The sequence below is a fragment of the Sphingomonas sp. 3P27F8 genome (assembly GCF_005502745.1).
Classification (GTDB): Bacteria; Pseudomonadota; Alphaproteobacteria; order Sphingomonadales; family Sphingomonadaceae; genus Sphingomonas.
In genome coordinates this window covers 65,184-78,983 of the sequence record NZ_SCNL01000007.1, presented here as the reverse complement: position 1 = coordinate 78,983, position 13,800 = coordinate 65,184, and the positions used below count along the sequence as shown (strand labels likewise).

The 13,800-nt window shown below is 63.1% G+C and carries 15 protein-coding genes; 2 read left to right on the top strand and 13 right to left on the bottom strand.

The features are described from left to right. Window positions 1-8: 8 nt before the first annotated feature. From FFS35_RS09935 to FFS35_RS09920, 4 genes are read right to left on the bottom strand one after another with little or no spacing between them, the layout of a single operon-like run. The gene (locus tag FFS35_RS09935; RefSeq protein WP_137786933.1) at window positions 9-1,868 is read right to left on the bottom strand and encodes a ferrous iron transporter B; all 1,860 of its coding nucleotides are present in this window, start codon (window positions 1,866-1,868) and stop codon (window positions 9-11) included. Beyond that, complete coding sequence (locus FFS35_RS09930; protein ID WP_171007587.1) at window positions 1,868-2,119, bottom strand: FeoA family protein; 252 nt, start codon at window positions 2,117-2,119, stop codon at window positions 1,868-1,870. The genes FFS35_RS09935 and FFS35_RS09930 overlap by 1 nt, the downstream gene beginning before the upstream one ends. Before the next feature lie 47 nt (window positions 2,120-2,166). Further along, window positions 2,167-2,823 carry a COQ9 family protein gene (locus tag FFS35_RS09925; protein WP_137786931.1) on the bottom strand — a complete coding sequence of 219 codons (657 nt, stop codon included), beginning with the start codon at window positions 2,821-2,823 and terminating at the stop codon, window positions 2,167-2,169. After that, a complete protein-coding gene (locus FFS35_RS09920; RefSeq protein ID WP_137786930.1) occupies window positions 2,820-3,731 on the bottom strand; it encodes a DMT family transporter in 912 nt (303 codons plus the stop codon). The genes FFS35_RS09925 and FFS35_RS09920 overlap by 4 nt, the downstream gene beginning before the upstream one ends. A 62-nt stretch (window positions 3,732-3,793) precedes the next feature. On the opposite strand from FFS35_RS09920, the gene FFS35_RS09915 reads away from it, so the two are divergent. Then, window positions 3,794-4,870, top strand: a complete 1,077-nt coding sequence (locus FFS35_RS09915; protein WP_137786929.1) for an alkene reductase — start codon at window positions 3,794-3,796, stop codon at window positions 4,868-4,870. Here the strand turns inward: FFS35_RS09915 and FFS35_RS09910 are convergent. The 8 genes from FFS35_RS09910 to gltX form a co-directional block, all read right to left on the bottom strand. Next, complete coding sequence (locus FFS35_RS09910) at window positions 4,840-5,043, bottom strand: hypothetical protein (RefSeq protein ID WP_137786928.1); 204 nt, start codon at window positions 5,041-5,043, stop codon at window positions 4,840-4,842. The two genes, FFS35_RS09915 and FFS35_RS09910, sit on opposite strands and share 31 nt — an antisense overlap. 269 nt (window positions 5,044-5,312) lie before the next feature. Further along, window positions 5,313-5,732, bottom strand: coding sequence for a 6,7-dimethyl-8-ribityllumazine synthase (gene ribH, locus FFS35_RS09905; protein WP_137786927.1), 420 nt, complete (start codon window positions 5,730-5,732; stop codon window positions 5,313-5,315). A 26-nt stretch (window positions 5,733-5,758) separates the two neighbouring features. Next, window positions 5,759-6,916 (bottom strand): 3,4-dihydroxy-2-butanone-4-phosphate synthase, encoded by a 1,158-nt coding sequence (gene ribB, locus FFS35_RS09900; protein WP_137786926.1) that lies wholly within the window; start codon window positions 6,914-6,916, stop codon window positions 5,759-5,761. After that, window positions 6,900-7,514, bottom strand: a complete 615-nt coding sequence (locus FFS35_RS09895; protein WP_137786925.1) for a riboflavin synthase — start codon at window positions 7,512-7,514, stop codon at window positions 6,900-6,902. The genes ribB and FFS35_RS09895 overlap by 17 nt, the downstream gene beginning before the upstream one ends. Window positions 7,515-7,531: 17 nt before the next feature. Beyond that, the gene (ribD, locus tag FFS35_RS09890) at window positions 7,532-8,479 is read right to left on the bottom strand and encodes a bifunctional diaminohydroxyphosphoribosylaminopyrimidine deaminase/5-amino-6-(5-phosphoribosylamino)uracil reductase RibD (protein WP_137786924.1); all 948 of its coding nucleotides are present in this window, start codon (window positions 8,477-8,479) and stop codon (window positions 7,532-7,534) included. Between the two features lie 23 nt (window positions 8,480-8,502). Beyond that, window positions 8,503-8,943: a hypothetical protein gene (locus FFS35_RS09885; RefSeq protein WP_249341560.1), complete on the bottom strand. Its 441-nt coding sequence runs from the start codon at window positions 8,941-8,943 to the stop codon at window positions 8,503-8,505. Continuing rightward, on the bottom strand, window positions 8,904-9,563 hold the full coding sequence (locus FFS35_RS09880; protein WP_137786923.1) for an energy transducer TonB: 660 nt from the start codon (window positions 9,561-9,563) through the stop codon (window positions 8,904-8,906). The genes FFS35_RS09885 and FFS35_RS09880 overlap by 40 nt, the downstream gene beginning before the upstream one ends. Window positions 9,564-9,694: 131 nt before the next feature. Next, entirely contained in the window at window positions 9,695-11,023 is a 1,329-nt protein-coding gene (gene gltX / locus FFS35_RS09875) for a glutamate--tRNA ligase (RefSeq protein WP_137786922.1), read from the bottom strand. A gap of 81 nt (window positions 11,024-11,104) precedes the next feature. On the opposite strand from gltX, the gene FFS35_RS09870 reads away from it, so the two are divergent. Beyond that, entirely contained in the window at window positions 11,105-12,040 is a 936-nt protein-coding gene (locus FFS35_RS09870) for a ribose-phosphate pyrophosphokinase (RefSeq protein ID WP_137786921.1), read from the top strand. Window positions 12,041-12,158: 118 nt separating this feature from the next. Here FFS35_RS09870 and FFS35_RS09865 read toward each other — a convergent pair whose 3' ends face one another. Next, window positions 12,159-13,775, bottom strand: a complete 1,617-nt coding sequence (locus FFS35_RS09865; protein ID WP_137786920.1) for a lysine--tRNA ligase — start codon at window positions 13,773-13,775, stop codon at window positions 12,159-12,161. Window positions 13,776-13,800 lie beyond the last annotated feature (25 nt).

Sequence of the window (13,800 nt, the reverse complement as noted above, 5' to 3'; positions counted from 1 at the left end):
TGAGCCCCTCAGAGACCCGCGGCAACCGCGAGCCAGTATGTGATTCCTGCCATGATGTAGGCGGCGGCGAAGAGATAGCCAATCATGAAGAGTGGCCATTTCCACCCATTCGTTTCCCGACGGGTGACGGCGATCGTGGAGATGCACTGCGGGGCGAATACAAACCACATCAGGAAAGCGAGCGCGGTCGGCAGCGACCAACGACGGCGCAGATTCTCCACGATCGTGCCCTTGCCCTTGTCCGATTCCGCATCGTCCACGGCATAGACGGTGCCGATCGCCGATACCGCGACTTCACGCGCCGCCATCGCCGGGATCAGCGCCAGCGCGATGTCGCGGTTGAAGCCGATCGGCTTCACGACCACCTCGACCCCGCTCGCGATGCGGCCGGCGATCGAATGATCGACCTGGCTTTGACCTTCGGGTGCGCGGGGGAAACTCAGCAAAGCCCATAGGATAACGGTTGTCAGCGCGATGATCGTGCCGGCACGCTTGAGAAAGATCGCGGCACGGCTCCACAGCCCGAGCAACACGTCACCGGCGCGTGGCCACTGATATTTCGGCATTTCCATCATGAAGCCGGATGACGAGCCCTTCGTAACTGTCCGGCGAAGCAGCAGCGCAGCGCAGAAAGCGCCGACGATACCCATCAAATACAGCCCCAGCAGCACCAGCCCCTGCAACCCCACGAATGGCAGTATCCGGGTGTTAGGAATGAACGCGCCGATGATGATCGTATATACCGGCAACCGTGCCGAGCAGGTCATCAGCGGTGCGATCAGGATCGTGGTCAGCCTGTCCTTTTCGTCATCGATCGTGCGCGTCGCCATGATACCGGGCACCGCGCAGGCGAAGCTGGAAAGCAGCGGGATGAAAGCGCGACCGGATAGCCCGACGCTGGCCATCAGCCGGTCCATCAGGAACGCGGCGCGAACCATGTAGCCGGTCGCCTCCAGCACCAGGATGAACAGGAACAGGATCAGGATTTGTGGAAGGAACACCACAACCGCGCCAACTCCAGCGATCACCCCGTCGGTAATCAGCGAGCGCAGGATGCCGTTTGGCATCAGCGAGGTGACCCAAGCTTCCAGCGCCTTGAACGCATCCTCGATCAGGCTGATCGGCGCTTCAGACCAGCTGAACACCGCCTGGAACATGATGAACAGCAATGTCAGCAGCAAGATCGGCCCCGCGACCGGATGCAATGCAACTGCATCGAGCAGGTGTGTCCAGCGGCGCACCGGCGTCTCGCTGAGCGTTGCTCCGGCCGAGATCGCCCTCGCACGGCGCTGGAGCGCGGCGATATCCTCCTCCACGCGGCCGTCGGAAGGACGCAACACGATGGCTGCACTTTCATCGATCGCCAGCGTCAATTCCCGGCGCAGCGCGTCGAGCCCACGTTTGCGCACCGCCACCGTAGGCACGACGGGAACGCCCAGTTCGCGTGCAAGCACCGCAGGATCGAGTGTGAGCCCGTCGCGCTCTGCAAGATCGATCATGTTAAGCGCCACCACGACCGGCAGGCCGAGTGCGACGAGCTGCAGCGTGAAGCGCAGGTGATTGTCGAGGTTGGCAGCGTCCACCACCACGATCAGTGCGTCAGGCAGCCGCTCGCCGGCTTGCGTTCCGGTCACCACGTCGCGAGTGACGCGCTCGTCCGGCGACGATGGCTCGAGACTGTACGCACCCGGCAGATCGACCAGCTCGATCGGGCGGCCGTCATCGAGCGCGAGCCGCCCGGAATGCCGCTCGACGGTCACGCCGGGGTAGTTGCCCACCTTTTGCCGCGCGCCGGTCAAGGCGTTAAAAAGGGCGCTCTTGCCGGCATTGGGATTGCCGACCAGCGCGACAAGCGGGAGCGTCGTCATTATCCGAGGCTAACGGTGATCGCGGCTGCGACAGAACGGCGCAGCGCCACCGTCATTCGCCCGATGCGGCAGGCGATCGGCCCACGCCCGAGAGTCGCGCGATGGAGCACCTCGACATTGACGCCCTCGTCAAAACCAAGCTCACGCAGCCGCCGCGCTTCTGGTGCCGCCAGCCGATCCCATGCGATCGCAGCGATCGTTCCGCGATGACGCAGCGGCAGCGATTCGAGGCTGGGAACGGACGCGAGCACGGCTACGATCTAACGATGCTGCGAACGATTATCAATTGCCTTTCAGGTCAAGCGACCGGATAGCGAAGTCTGCCGATAAAGCGTGATAGACTGGGCCGATGCCGGGTGCGCCGGATAAAGCCGGACTTCGCCTTTTCGAACCGCATGATCCCCTCGATCCGACGGGCGAGGAAGGCGCGTGTTTCGACCTGGCCTTCACTGTCGTCGTCCAGCAGTACCGTCATCGTTGCGGCATAGACGCCGAGCAGGATCGAGCGCTTGGTATAATGATTGTAATCGGTGGCGCTATCGCCCGCCGCGCGCCAGATCGTATCTGCGGCGCGCCAGCCGAGCCGCGTGCCCAGAACGATGTTTTGAGGCAACGCAAGAATGGCCAAGGCGCGTCGCAGCGATTCGCGATGTGGCGCAATGGCGTCGATCCTTGCGCCGACGAGCGCCGCGATCCGCTCGCGGATTTTCATCGCGCTGCATCGCTCGACCGGAACCTGCGCCAGCATCGTCGCGTCGATGGCGGCGAACCAGGCGTCGATCATCGCTGGCGCGTCGGGCAGTGCTAGCGCCGCGATGTCTCGGTCGACCTCATGCGAATCGGCAGCAAGATCTCGTGCTGCTGCCCCCCAGCCGTCGAACGCGGCATTGGCGGCAATCGGCAGCGCCAGCGCGATACGGATCTCGTCGAGGGTGGCGTCGGTCTGATCGGTCATGCAGCCTTCCTATCACTGCGCGGCGAACGGCGCACCAGTACCAGCGCGACGGCGATCAGCAACGCGCCGACAAGGTCAGGCAAGGCAAGCCGCTCATTATAGACGCTCCAACCGATCGCAGCGGCGACGATTGGCTGGACGAGCAGCGCAAGCCCGATGACCAGCGGGCTGAGCGCACCCAGCGCATAGATCATCAATCCCTGGCCAAGCACCTGGCTGGCGAGCGCCAGCGTGACGAGTGGGGTCCAGCTTCCGGGCATCACTTTCTCGCCCAGGGCGATCGATGCTATCAACAGGGGCGGGATAGCGGCGATCGAGGAAAGCGCCAGCGCCGGGAGCGGCAGCATTGTCACCCGTGCCCGCGCCATCAAAATGAAATAGCCAGCGTAAAGGACGCCCGCGACCACGCATAGCAGATCGCCGAGCAAATTCTGCGGCGACACCTGCGCCGAACGCCCCATCAATACCACCGCGCCGACCAGCGCTATCACCAGTGCGGCGCCCTGTCTGCGGGCTGGCCACGCACGGGCGACGACGAAGCCGTAGATCGGATAGATCAGCGAGGCGCAATTGCCCAACAGGGTGGCATTCGCGAGCTTGGTATGGTGGATACCGAGGTGCCAAGCGCCGAGATCGCCTGCGAATAGCAGCCCGGATCCTCCCAGCACCCACCAAAGCCCCTTCGCCTCCGCGAACGGGCGACTCCCGGTCATCCCTGCGAGCAACAGCAGCAGCGGCGCAGCCAATGCGATACGCCAGAATCCTGCCGCGACCGGACCAACGTCGGTCATCCGGACGAACCACGGCCCGAATGCGAGCGCCACGTTGCCGGCTATGAGGGCAAGGAACGCGAGTGTGGGGTTGCTTGCGCCAAGGATAGCTTTTCTTGGGGTAGTGGCTTGATGCATAGCGCGGTGTAACTGCCTATGTCCGTCCCGTCAGGTAGCAATGAGCAACCGAAAGGGGAAATATGCCCACTTTGTTCGATCCCATCGCACTCGGCGCGATCCACGCGCCCAACCGTATTATCATGGCGCCACTGACCCGTACGCGCGCCACTAGCGATCATGTGCCAACCGAATTGATGATAGAATATTATCGCCAGCGCGCCAGCGCCGGTCTTATCATCAGCGAGGCGACTGGAATTAGCCGGCAGGGTCTTGGCTGGCCGAACGCGCCGGGCCTCTGGACCGAGGAGCAGGTCGAAGCGTGGAAGCCTGTTACGGAAGCAGTACATAGCGCGGGCGGACGGATTATAGCACAGCTGTGGCACATGGGCCGCCTGGCACGGCCAGACGTGACCGGCTTGCAGTCTCTATCTTCCTCCACATTGCGCGCGCCGTACGCCGTGCCGGAGAAAAACCCGTACGACCAGCCGCGTGCGGCGACGCTGGATGACATCCGCCAGACGCTGGACGATTATGCCGCTGCCGCGCGCAATGCCATCTCGGCAGGGTTCGACGGGGTGCAGATCCATGCCGCGAATGGCTATTTCATCGATCAGTTCCTGCGCGACGGCACCAATCTGCGCGAGGACGAATATGGCGGCGCGCCTGAAAACCGCATTCGGCTGTTGCGGGAAGCGGCCGAGCGCGTGGTGGCGGAAATCGGCGCCGGCCGCACTTCTGTCCGCTTGTCGGCCAATGGCGAATCGCAAGGCGCTGACGACAGCGCTCCTGAAAAAGTATTTCTGCCAGCGGTGCGTGCGCTAGATGCGCTTGGAATCGCCTTTCTGGAATTGCGTGAGCAGGCGCCCGACGGCACCTTTGGCAGCACGAATGTACCCAAGCTTAGCCCGAAGATCCGAGAGGCCTTCCGGCAGCCGCTGGTGCTCATTCAGGATTACACCCCTGTTTCAGCGCAGGCCGATCTCGATTCCGGCGTCGCCGATGCGATAAGCTGGGGGCGGCTGTTCATTGCCAATCCTGATCTGGTCGAACGATTCCAGCTTGGCGCACCGCTCAACACCCCGAATCCGAAAACCTTCTATCAGCCGGGGCCGGAGGGTTATGTTGACTACCCGGCACTGGAAGCCTCGGTCGCCTGAACGCCTTCGCGCGTCGCTTCCGTTACGGAAGCGACGCGCGGGCAGCGCACGTACCGGCCCCGCCAGGCTTTGATGCGTCTGCGGGGCCAGGCGGGCACGCCGTTGCGGGCGAACAGCAACAGCGCCAGCACCGAGAGCGCAAGCTGCCAGATCACCGCAACTAACCAGATCATCTTGCCGCAAACGCGATCAGGCGCCCGCGGTCGAAGGTGGCGGCGCCCGCCGCATCGAGTTGAATTTTCCGTCGTGCCTTGGCGTCGTAACGGCGCATTGTTGTGAAAGATGGGCCTGCGGCGAGCCCGACGCCGAGGTCATGCCGAGCGATCGACGCCAGCACAGTTTGACCAGTCGGCGGCGAACGGGATGCCCGCGTATCGATCACTTCTAGCCACGGCCCGCGCTCCACATACGATAACGCGGCGCTGGAGGCTCGATCGCCATGTCAGCTGAATTGTTCGCGCAATTGAAGCATCGCGAGCGCCGCTTGGGCCGCGCCGCCACCCTTGTCGAGCTGGGCCGGATCGGCGCGGCGGATCGCCTGTTCCTCATTCTCGGTCGTCAGGATGCCGTTGCCGATCGGAAGGCCGTCCATCGTCAGCGCCATGATGCCACGCGCGCTCTCGTTCGAGACGATCTCGAAATGGTAGGTTTCGCCACGGATGACCACGCCGAGCGCGACATAGCCGTCATAACGCCCCGACTCGGCCGCCATAGCAATTGCACCGGGCACCTCGAGCGCGCCAGGCACTGTGACGACTTCCGCCTGATGCCCGGCGCTCTCGATCGCTGCGCGCGCGCCGGCAATCAGCATGTCGTTGAGGTGATCGTAGAAGCGGGCTTCGACGATGAGAATGCGCGCCATGTGTGATTTTCCTGTTGCCGTGAGATTCAGGCAGTGCCGGTGCCGGTGCCGGTGATCGAGCGTTCGGCGACGATCGACAGGCCATAGCCCTCCAGCCCGATCAATGCGTGGTGAGAGTTGGTAAGCAGCACCATCTCTTCCACACCAAGCTCCGCAAGGATCTGCGCGCCGACGCCGTAATCGCGCAGTTCGTCAATCTCGGGCTCACCGGCGACCTTGCCATCGGCGCGCGCCCTGATGAAGCGCGTGACCGCGCCCTTCATCGGGCGGTTGATGACAACGATCACCCCCGCGCCCTCTTCCGCGATCATTTCCATCGAGCGCGAAAGCATGTCGGCACGGTCGGATTGCTCGCCGAACATATCGACGAAGAAGCTGGCGGTGTGCATCCGCACCAGCGTGGGCTTGGTCGGGTCAATACGGCCTTTTACCAAGGCGATCGTCTCGTCGCCGGTCGCCTTGTTGAAAAAGGTGAGGCCGCGCCACGTGCCGCCCCAGCGCGATTCGAATGTCATTTCCGCTTGTTTTTCGACCAGATGATCGTAGCGACGGCGGTAGGCGATAAGGTCGCGGATCGTCCCGATCCTGAGGTTGTGGAGTTGCGCAAAAGAGACGAGATCGTCCATTCGAGACATCGTCCCGTCGTCGTTCATGATCTCACAGATCACGCCCGACGGGTTGAGGCCGGCCAGTCGCGAAACATCGACCGCCGCCTCCGTGTGGCCAGCGCGAACCAGCACGCCACCGTCGCGCGCCACTAACGGGAAGACGTGGCCCGGCGTCACGATCTCCTCACGGCTCTTGGACGCGTCGATCGCTACAGCGATCGTGCGCGCGCGATCGGCGGCGGAGATGCCGGTGGTAACACCGTCGCGCGCCTCGATGGAAACGGTGAAGGCGGTTTCGTGCCGCGTGCCGTTATGACGGCTCATCAGATCAAGGCCGAGCTGATCGACGCGAGATTTGGTGAGCGCGAGGCAGATCAGCCCGCGGCCATGCCTGGCCATGAAGTTCACCTTTTCCGGCGTCGCCATCTGCGCCGGAATGACGAGATCGCCCTCATTCTCGCGATCCTCGTCATCGACGAGAATGAACATGCGGCCGTTCTTCGCCTCCTCGATAATCTCCTCGGGGGAGGAGAGGAAGGCGTGGCGCAGGCGCGCGAGTTCAGCCGGCTTTGACACGATAATGCTCCATTCGTTGCATGTAACGGGCGAGGACATCGATCTCGATGTTGACCGCCTGCCCCGGAGTGAGACCGCCCAGCGTCGTCACAGTCTGGGTATGCGGGATGAGGTTGATCGAGAAATGGGTGCTGCCGTCGTCCTGATCCGAGACCGCGTTGACCGTCAGCGACACGCCATCGACCGTGACCGATCCCTTGCTGGCGAGAAACGGCGCAATATCCGAGGTGATGCGGAATCCGATGCGGCGCGAATCGCCTTCCGGGCAGATGCCGATCACCTCCGCAACGCCATCGACATGACCCGTCACGATATGTCCGCCGAGCTCGTCTCCAAGCTTCATTGCGCGCTCGAGATTGAGGCGGCGGCCCGCGCTCCATTGGCCCTGCGCAGTACGGCTGGCGGTCTCGCCCGAAACATCGACCGCGAACCAGCCCGGGCCCTTGTCTATCACCGTCAGGCACACGCCGGAGCAGGAGATGGATGCGCCGAGATCGATTCCGGTCGTGTCATAAGCGGTATCGACGATTACGCGCAGATCGCCGCGCGATTCCACCGCGCTGATGGTGCCGATGTCGGTTACGATCCCGGTGAACATGTGAATTCGTTGTCCTGTTATCGCTGGCGCTCATATGCCTCGAGCCGGTCGCTGCCAAGCATGCGTGCGTCGGTCAGGCGCCAGCGGCCATGCGCGCTGGCGAGATTCTGCAAGCCCAGGTCCCCGATCGCCGGGCGGCCCGCGCCGATCAGGATTGGCGCGCGGTACAAAAGCAAGCGATCGACAAGGTCCGCCCTCAGGAAGGCGGATGCCGCGCCCGCGCCGCCCTCGATCAACAGATGATCGCCGGGGAGCGTGGCGATGTCCGCGGGCTGAGCGATGACAATACAACCGGGCGCGTCGACTATTTGTTTGGAAAGAATCACGCGCCTTGGGGCGCGTTCCTCAAGCCCGGGCAGTCGCACGTTGAGACTGGGCCGATCGGTATCCCATGTTCCGCGCCCGATCAGGATGGCCTCGTGGCGGGCGCGTTCAAGATGCGCGTGGGCGCGCGATTCGGAACCGGTGATCCAGCGGCTTTCTCCATCTGCCAGCGCGATGCACCCGTCGAGCGACGTGGCGAGTTTTAGCGTCACCTGCGGACGCCGCGATGCACGGCGGATAAGAAAGCCGGCCATAGCGTGCCGCGCTTCGTCGGCGCAGATGCCGTTCGTAACGGCGACCCCCGCTGCCGCAAGCCGGGCGAACCCGGCACCATTGGTGCGCGGATCGGGATCACCCATTGCGGAAACCACGCGCGCGATCCCCGCCGCGATCAACAGGTTTGCGCAGGCCGGGCCACGTGATGATTGATGCGCGCAAGGCTCCAGCGTGACATAGGCGGTCGCGCCACGCGCTGCCTCGCCCGCCTCCGCCAGCGCCATTGCTTCGGCGTGCGGACGACCGCCCGGCTGGGTCCAGCCGCGCCCGGCAACTCGGCCGTTCGACACGATGACGCAGCCGACGTTGGGATTCGGCGAGGTGCGTCCATGGACCCGCGCCGACAGTGCGAGTGCGGATGCCATCCAGCGCTGGTCGATAGCGGAGGTCAGAGGCCCCAGCGTTTCATTTTGTCGTCAAGCCGCTGGAACTCGGCTCGCGTCTTGGCTTGCTCTTTCTCGAGCGCGGCCTGTTCCTGATCCTTCTTCGCCTGATCGATCTTTTGTTGAGCCAGAATCTCGGCCTCGCTGCGATCGAGCCGCCACTGCTGCACGTAGATGATGTCTGGCTTGTACACCTTTTCCACATGCGAATCCTTCGCGAACGCGAAGATGAAAAATCCGGTGATCAGTATCGCCAGCAGCAGAAAGCCGAGTTCGTGCGGTTGTCGCTGATGCAGAAACAACCGAAGGTCTCGCAGCGCGCGGAGCGGCGACATACGGGCGAGGAATTGCATCCCGGCAAGATAGGCGCGCGGGGCGGTCGTGGCCAGCCCCACGCGCAATCGACTCAGGAAGCCATCTCGAACCGCACCGTCATCGTGCGCCATGATTCGATCGCCACGCCATCCCGGGTCGCTGGGCGGAAGCGCCAGCGGCGCAGCGCTTGCCGCTCCGTCGCCAGCCAGAACGCCTCGCTCGCGGCGGAAATACGCTCGACCAGCTTCACACGGCCGTCGACACCGACCAGGACGCGCACTTCCACCTTTCCTTCATTGCCGAGCCGACGTTCGCCGGCGGGATACTCGGGCTGAAATTCGCGCGCGAAGCGCGGATCTGCGCTGGCATCGATCATCACCGGCGACTTTGCGGGCGGATCGATGATCTTTTCGATGCCGGTTTCGGTGCCGGCCCCGCTGTTCGCTAGCGGCGGAAAGGGCGGGTAGTAGGGCTCGAGCGTTGTCGTGCGCGCTACCGGATCGCTGCGGTCGATAGGCCGTGGTTGCGATTTCGGTTGATGCACCGTCTTGGTTTCGGGTTGCGGCAATGGTTCGGGTGGAGGCGGCTCGTCAATCGGGATGTTGATCGCGGTGAAGTGCTTTTCGACAGTTTTCTTGAACGCCGGCACTGATATTACCATCCCGGCCATGATCGCTGCATTGAGCCCGATGGCGAAGGCGAGGCTGCCCGGATTGATCCCGCGCGAGCGAACATAACGATCCGCGTACATAGGCCTGCTCCTTTCGACTACTCTCCAGCCCGGTTTGCCCGGTTCGGGGATGATACAACGTATCTAAGTCGATCGAAAGAGACTTTATAACAACACATGCCCCTTGCCCCTGAGATGGCGCGCGTTTCAGGCTACGTTCCAGAGAGACGATAAAGTGTGCGATCGCGACCGATCAGCGGGAGCAGGGCGGCCATGTCTGGGCCGTGGTCGCGGCCGGTCAGCGCGCGGCGGAGTGGCAGAAACAACTGTCTTCCCTTTCGCCCGGTGGTTTCCTTGAGCCGGTTGGTTAGTGAGTGCCAGGGATCTGCATCCCAATCGATCATTGCCGCGACAGCGGCAGCCTCGGCGAGATAGGCGGTGTCCTCGCCCTTCTCTATCGTGGGGATCGGCCCTTCGATTACCTGCCACCATTCGGCCGCCTCCGCGACAGCGGTGAGGTTCGGCCGCACGGCCTGCCATGCGGCTTCGGTCATGCCATCGGGCAATCGATCCGCGACGGTCGCGAACGGAAGCTCATGAATGATGCGCGCATTGAGTTGCGCGAGTTCGCTTTCGTCAAAACGCGCCGGCGCACGGCCGAAATGCGAGAAATCGAATCCCGCGATCAGCGTCGCGATGTCCTGGATCGGCTCCACCGGATCGCTGGTTCCCAGTCGCGCCAGAAGCGCACGTATCGCCTGCGGTTCGATGCCCGCCGCGCGGAACTGATCGACGCCGACGCTGCCGAGCCGCTTGGAAAGCTTGCCCTCGCTGCCCGTAAGCAGGGCCTCATGCGCGAACGAGGGCGGGGGGGCGCCGAGCGCGTCGAACATCTGGATTTGCAGCGCGGTGTTGGAGACATGATCCTCGCCGCGTACCACATGGGTAATCCCCATATCGATATCGTCGATTACGGAGGGCAGCATATAGAGCCACGAGCCATTGGCACGGCGCACGACAGGATCGCTCATCGTCGCTGGATCGAAATGCTGCGGGCCACGGATCAGATCGTGCCACTCGATTGGGGCACTATGGTCGAGCCGGAAGCGCCAGTGCGGCTGCACGCCCTCCGCTTCCAGCGTCGCGCGATCTTCCGGCGTCAGGTTCAGCGCGGCCCTGTCATATACGGGGGGAAGGCCGCGGCCGCGCTGGATCTTGCGCTTCAGCTCAAGCTCCTGCGCGCTCTCATAGGCAGGATAGATACGTCCGGCGGCCACCAGCGTATCGAATTGGCGTTGGTAAAGCGCGTAGCGCGCTGACTGTCGCTCTTCCTTTACGGGGGTCAGGCCAAGCCATGCCAGATCGGCGCGGATCGAAGTGATGAAATGCGCTGCGCTGCGCTCTTCGTCCGTATCGTCTATACGGAGCATGAATGTGCCACGGTTCGCCTGGGCGAACAGCCAGTTATGCAGCGCGGTGCGGATGTTGCCGACATGCAACCGCCCGGTGGGCGACGGCGCGAAGCGGGTAATGACGGTCATGCGCGCCCGCTTAGGCGCTTGCTCTTTCCCTCGCCAGCCCCCGGCAGTAAGGCGGCGCGATTCGGCGAAGGGGCGCGACGCATGAAACTGATGACGGGTAATTCGAACTTGCCGCTGGCGCGTGACATCGCCGCCTATCTCGAACTACCGTTGACCGAGGCGCTGGTGCGTCGCTTCGCCGATGACGAGATATTCGTCGAAATCCGCGAGAACGTGCGCGGCGAGGACGTGTTCGTTATCCAGTCGACCAGTTTCCCCGCCAACGACAATCTCATGGAATTGCTGATCTGCATCGATGCGCTGAAACGCGCGTCGGCGAAGCGTATCACAGCCGTAATACCCTATTTCGGCTACGCGCGGCAGGATCGGAAGCCCGGCCCCCGTACGCCAATTTCCGCCAAGCTCGTCGCGAACCTCGTTACGACCGCGGGGGCGGATCGTGTGCTTTCCGCCGATCTGCACGCTGGACAAATTCAGGGCTTTTTCGACATCCCGACAGACAACCTGTTCGCTGCGCCGGTGATGTCGGCGGATATCCATGCACGGTTTGGTGACAAGAACCTGATGGTGGTCTCCCCCGATGTCGGCGGCGTCGTGCGTGCACGCGCGCTTGCGAAGCGGCTCGACAATGCGCCGCTGGCGATCGTCGACAAGCGGCGCGAGCGGGCCGGCGAATCCGAGGTGATGAACATCATCGGCGACGTGGAGGGGCGCTTCTGCATCCTGATCGACGATATCGTCGATTCCGCGGGCACCCTCTGCAATGCGGCTGCCGCGCTGAAGGAGTCCGGGGCAGAGGATGTAGTCGCCTACGTCACGCACGGCGTGCTTTCCGGCGGTGCAGTGGCGCGGGTGGAGGGTTCGGCGTTGCGCGAATTGGTGATTACCGATTCGATCGGCAACCAGGAGGCGATCGCCGGCGCCAACCGCATACGCCATCTGACCATCGCGCCGCTGCTCGCAGAGGCGATCCGCCGTATTGCCGATGAATCGAGCGTATCCAGCCTGTTCGACTGATTCGGGCGCAGAGCGGATCCGCGATGTCGTCTGGCTGACGATAGCGCGATTGCACGCTGGAATGGACGCTGTCCGTCCAAACGATCCGCACGATCGCGCGCCGGGGACAGGAGAGGCGTTACGAACGCGCCTTGTCGGTTTCCTCGCCCATCGGCAGGTTGCCGCGGGAACGCGCCAGCGCCTCTGCGATCAATTCGCGGCTGTTCGCGATGCCATAGAGCCTGATAAAACTCCCCATTCGCGGCCCCTGGCTGGATCCGAGCAGTGTCTCGTATAGCGCCTTGAACCAGTCGCGCAGTTCCGGGAACCCGCCGGTCTTGCCGATTTCGTAAACGTGGTTCTGGATATCCTCGGCGGTTGCATCCGCTGGCAATGCAGCGAGCGCAGCATCAAGCCTTTTGAGGCCGTCCACTTCCGCACCTTCCGGCGCGCGGCGCTTTAGCGTCGGCGCGATGAAATCGCGGTGATAGGCGAGCGCATAGCCGATCAGGCGATCGAGCTCCGGATATTGCGCGGGCGAGGCATCAGGAACATAATTTTCGAGATAGCCCCACACCTGCTCGGGCGATGCCTCCCCCATCACGCCGACAAGGTTGAGCAGCAGCCCGAACGTTACCGGCAACTTGCCTTCCGGCAGCTTGCCGTCGTGAATATGGTGAACAGGATTGCCGAGCCGCTCCTTGATCCCCTGCCCGGCATAATTGGTGCGGAACTGCCAGTATTCGTCCACCGCGCGCGGAATTACGCCCATGTGGAGCTGCTTCGCCTTTTTCGGCTCGCGATAAGCGTAAAAGGCGACGGATTCTTCCGGGCCGTAGGTCAGCCATTGCTCCAGGCTCAGCCCGTTGCCCTTGGACTTGGAAATTTTCTCGCCATTCTCATCGAGAAAAAGCTCATACACCAAGGTTTCCGGTTTCCGCCCACCCAGAATCTGGCAGATGCGTCCGCCGAGCGCGGCGGAATCGATAAGATCCTTGCCGTGCATCTCGTAATCGACGCCCAGCGCCGCCCAGCGCATCCCCCAGTCAGGCTTCCACTGCAGCTTCGCCCCTCCGCCCAGGATCGACTGCTCAATCACTTCGCCCTCATCGGCGAAACGGATCAGGCCGGCTTCCGCGTCGACCACCTCTACCGGCACCTGAAGCACGATGCCCGATTTCGGGCTGATCGGCAGCACCGGCGAATATGTCGCCTGGCGTTCGCCGCGCAGCGTCGGCAGCATCACGGCCATGATTGCGTCGTAATTGCGCAGCACATTACGAAGCTGCTCGTCGAAGCGACCAGCGGTGTAATAATCGGTGGAGGAGGCGAATTCGTAATCGAATCCGTAGCGATCGAGGAACGCGCGCAGCATCGCATTATTGTGATGTGCGAAGCTCTCATGCGTGCCGAATGGGTCGGGCACTTCGGTCAGCGGCTTGCCGAGATGTTCCGCCAACATCGCCTGATTGGGCACATTATCCGGCACCTTGCGCAGGCCATCCATATCGTCGGAGAAGGCGATCAGCCGCGTCCGCTGGTCAGATAGCGCGTGAAAGGCATTGCGCACCATCGTCGTGCGGAGCACCTCATTGAAGGTGCCGATATGCGGCAGACCCGATGGCCCGTATCCGGTTTCGAAGATGATCGCCTCGCCGCCCGGCTTTCCTTCCGGCCAGCGCTTGAGGAGCCGGCGTGCTTCCTCGAACGGCCATGCCTTGGATTCTAGGGCTGCGGTGCGGATATCGTCTGTCATGATGCGGTGCGACGTAGCGAGACGC

What these genes read in the sequence shown, in the direction of transcription:
- FFS35_RS09895 (WP_137786925.1), bottom strand. Translation starts at nt 7,514, where the DNA reads ATGTTCACCGGGATCGTAACCGACATCGGCACCATCAGCGCGGTGGAA.
- ribH (WP_137786927.1), bottom strand. Translation starts at nt 5,732, where the DNA reads ATGGCGCGCATTCTCATCGTCGAAGCCCGCTTCTACGATCACCTCAAC.
- FFS35_RS09915 (WP_137786929.1), top strand. Translation starts at nt 3,794, where the DNA reads ATGCCCACTTTGTTCGATCCCATCGCACTCGGCGCGATCCACGCGCCC.
- FFS35_RS09865 (WP_137786920.1), bottom strand. Translation starts at nt 13,775, where the DNA reads ATGACAGACGATATCCGCACCGCAGCCCTAGAATCCAAGGCATGGCCG.
- FFS35_RS09885 (WP_249341560.1), bottom strand. Translation starts at nt 8,943, where the DNA reads ATGGCGCACGATGACGGTGCGGTTCGAGATGGCTTCCTGAGTCGATTG.
- FFS35_RS09925 (WP_137786931.1), bottom strand. Translation starts at nt 2,823, where the DNA reads ATGACCGATCAGACCGACGCCACCCTCGACGAGATCCGTATCGCGCTG.
- ribD (WP_137786924.1), bottom strand. Translation starts at nt 8,479, where the DNA reads ATGGCATCCGCACTCGCACTGTCGGCGCGGGTCCATGGACGCACCTCG.
- FFS35_RS09880 (WP_137786923.1), bottom strand. Translation starts at nt 9,563, where the DNA reads ATGTACGCGGATCGTTATGTTCGCTCGCGCGGGATCAATCCGGGCAGC.
- FFS35_RS09910 (WP_137786928.1), bottom strand. Translation starts at nt 5,043, where the DNA reads ATGATCTGGTTAGTTGCGGTGATCTGGCAGCTTGCGCTCTCGGTGCTG.
- FFS35_RS09920 (WP_137786930.1), bottom strand. Translation starts at nt 3,731, where the DNA reads ATGCATCAAGCCACTACCCCAAGAAAAGCTATCCTTGGCGCAAGCAAC.
- gltX (WP_137786922.1), bottom strand. Translation starts at nt 11,023, where the DNA reads ATGACCGTCATTACCCGCTTCGCGCCGTCGCCCACCGGGCGGTTGCAT.
- FFS35_RS09935 (WP_137786933.1), bottom strand. Translation starts at nt 1,868, where the DNA reads ATGACGACGCTCCCGCTTGTCGCGCTGGTCGGCAATCCCAATGCCGGC.
- FFS35_RS09870 (WP_137786921.1), top strand. Translation starts at nt 11,105, where the DNA reads ATGAAACTGATGACGGGTAATTCGAACTTGCCGCTGGCGCGTGACATC.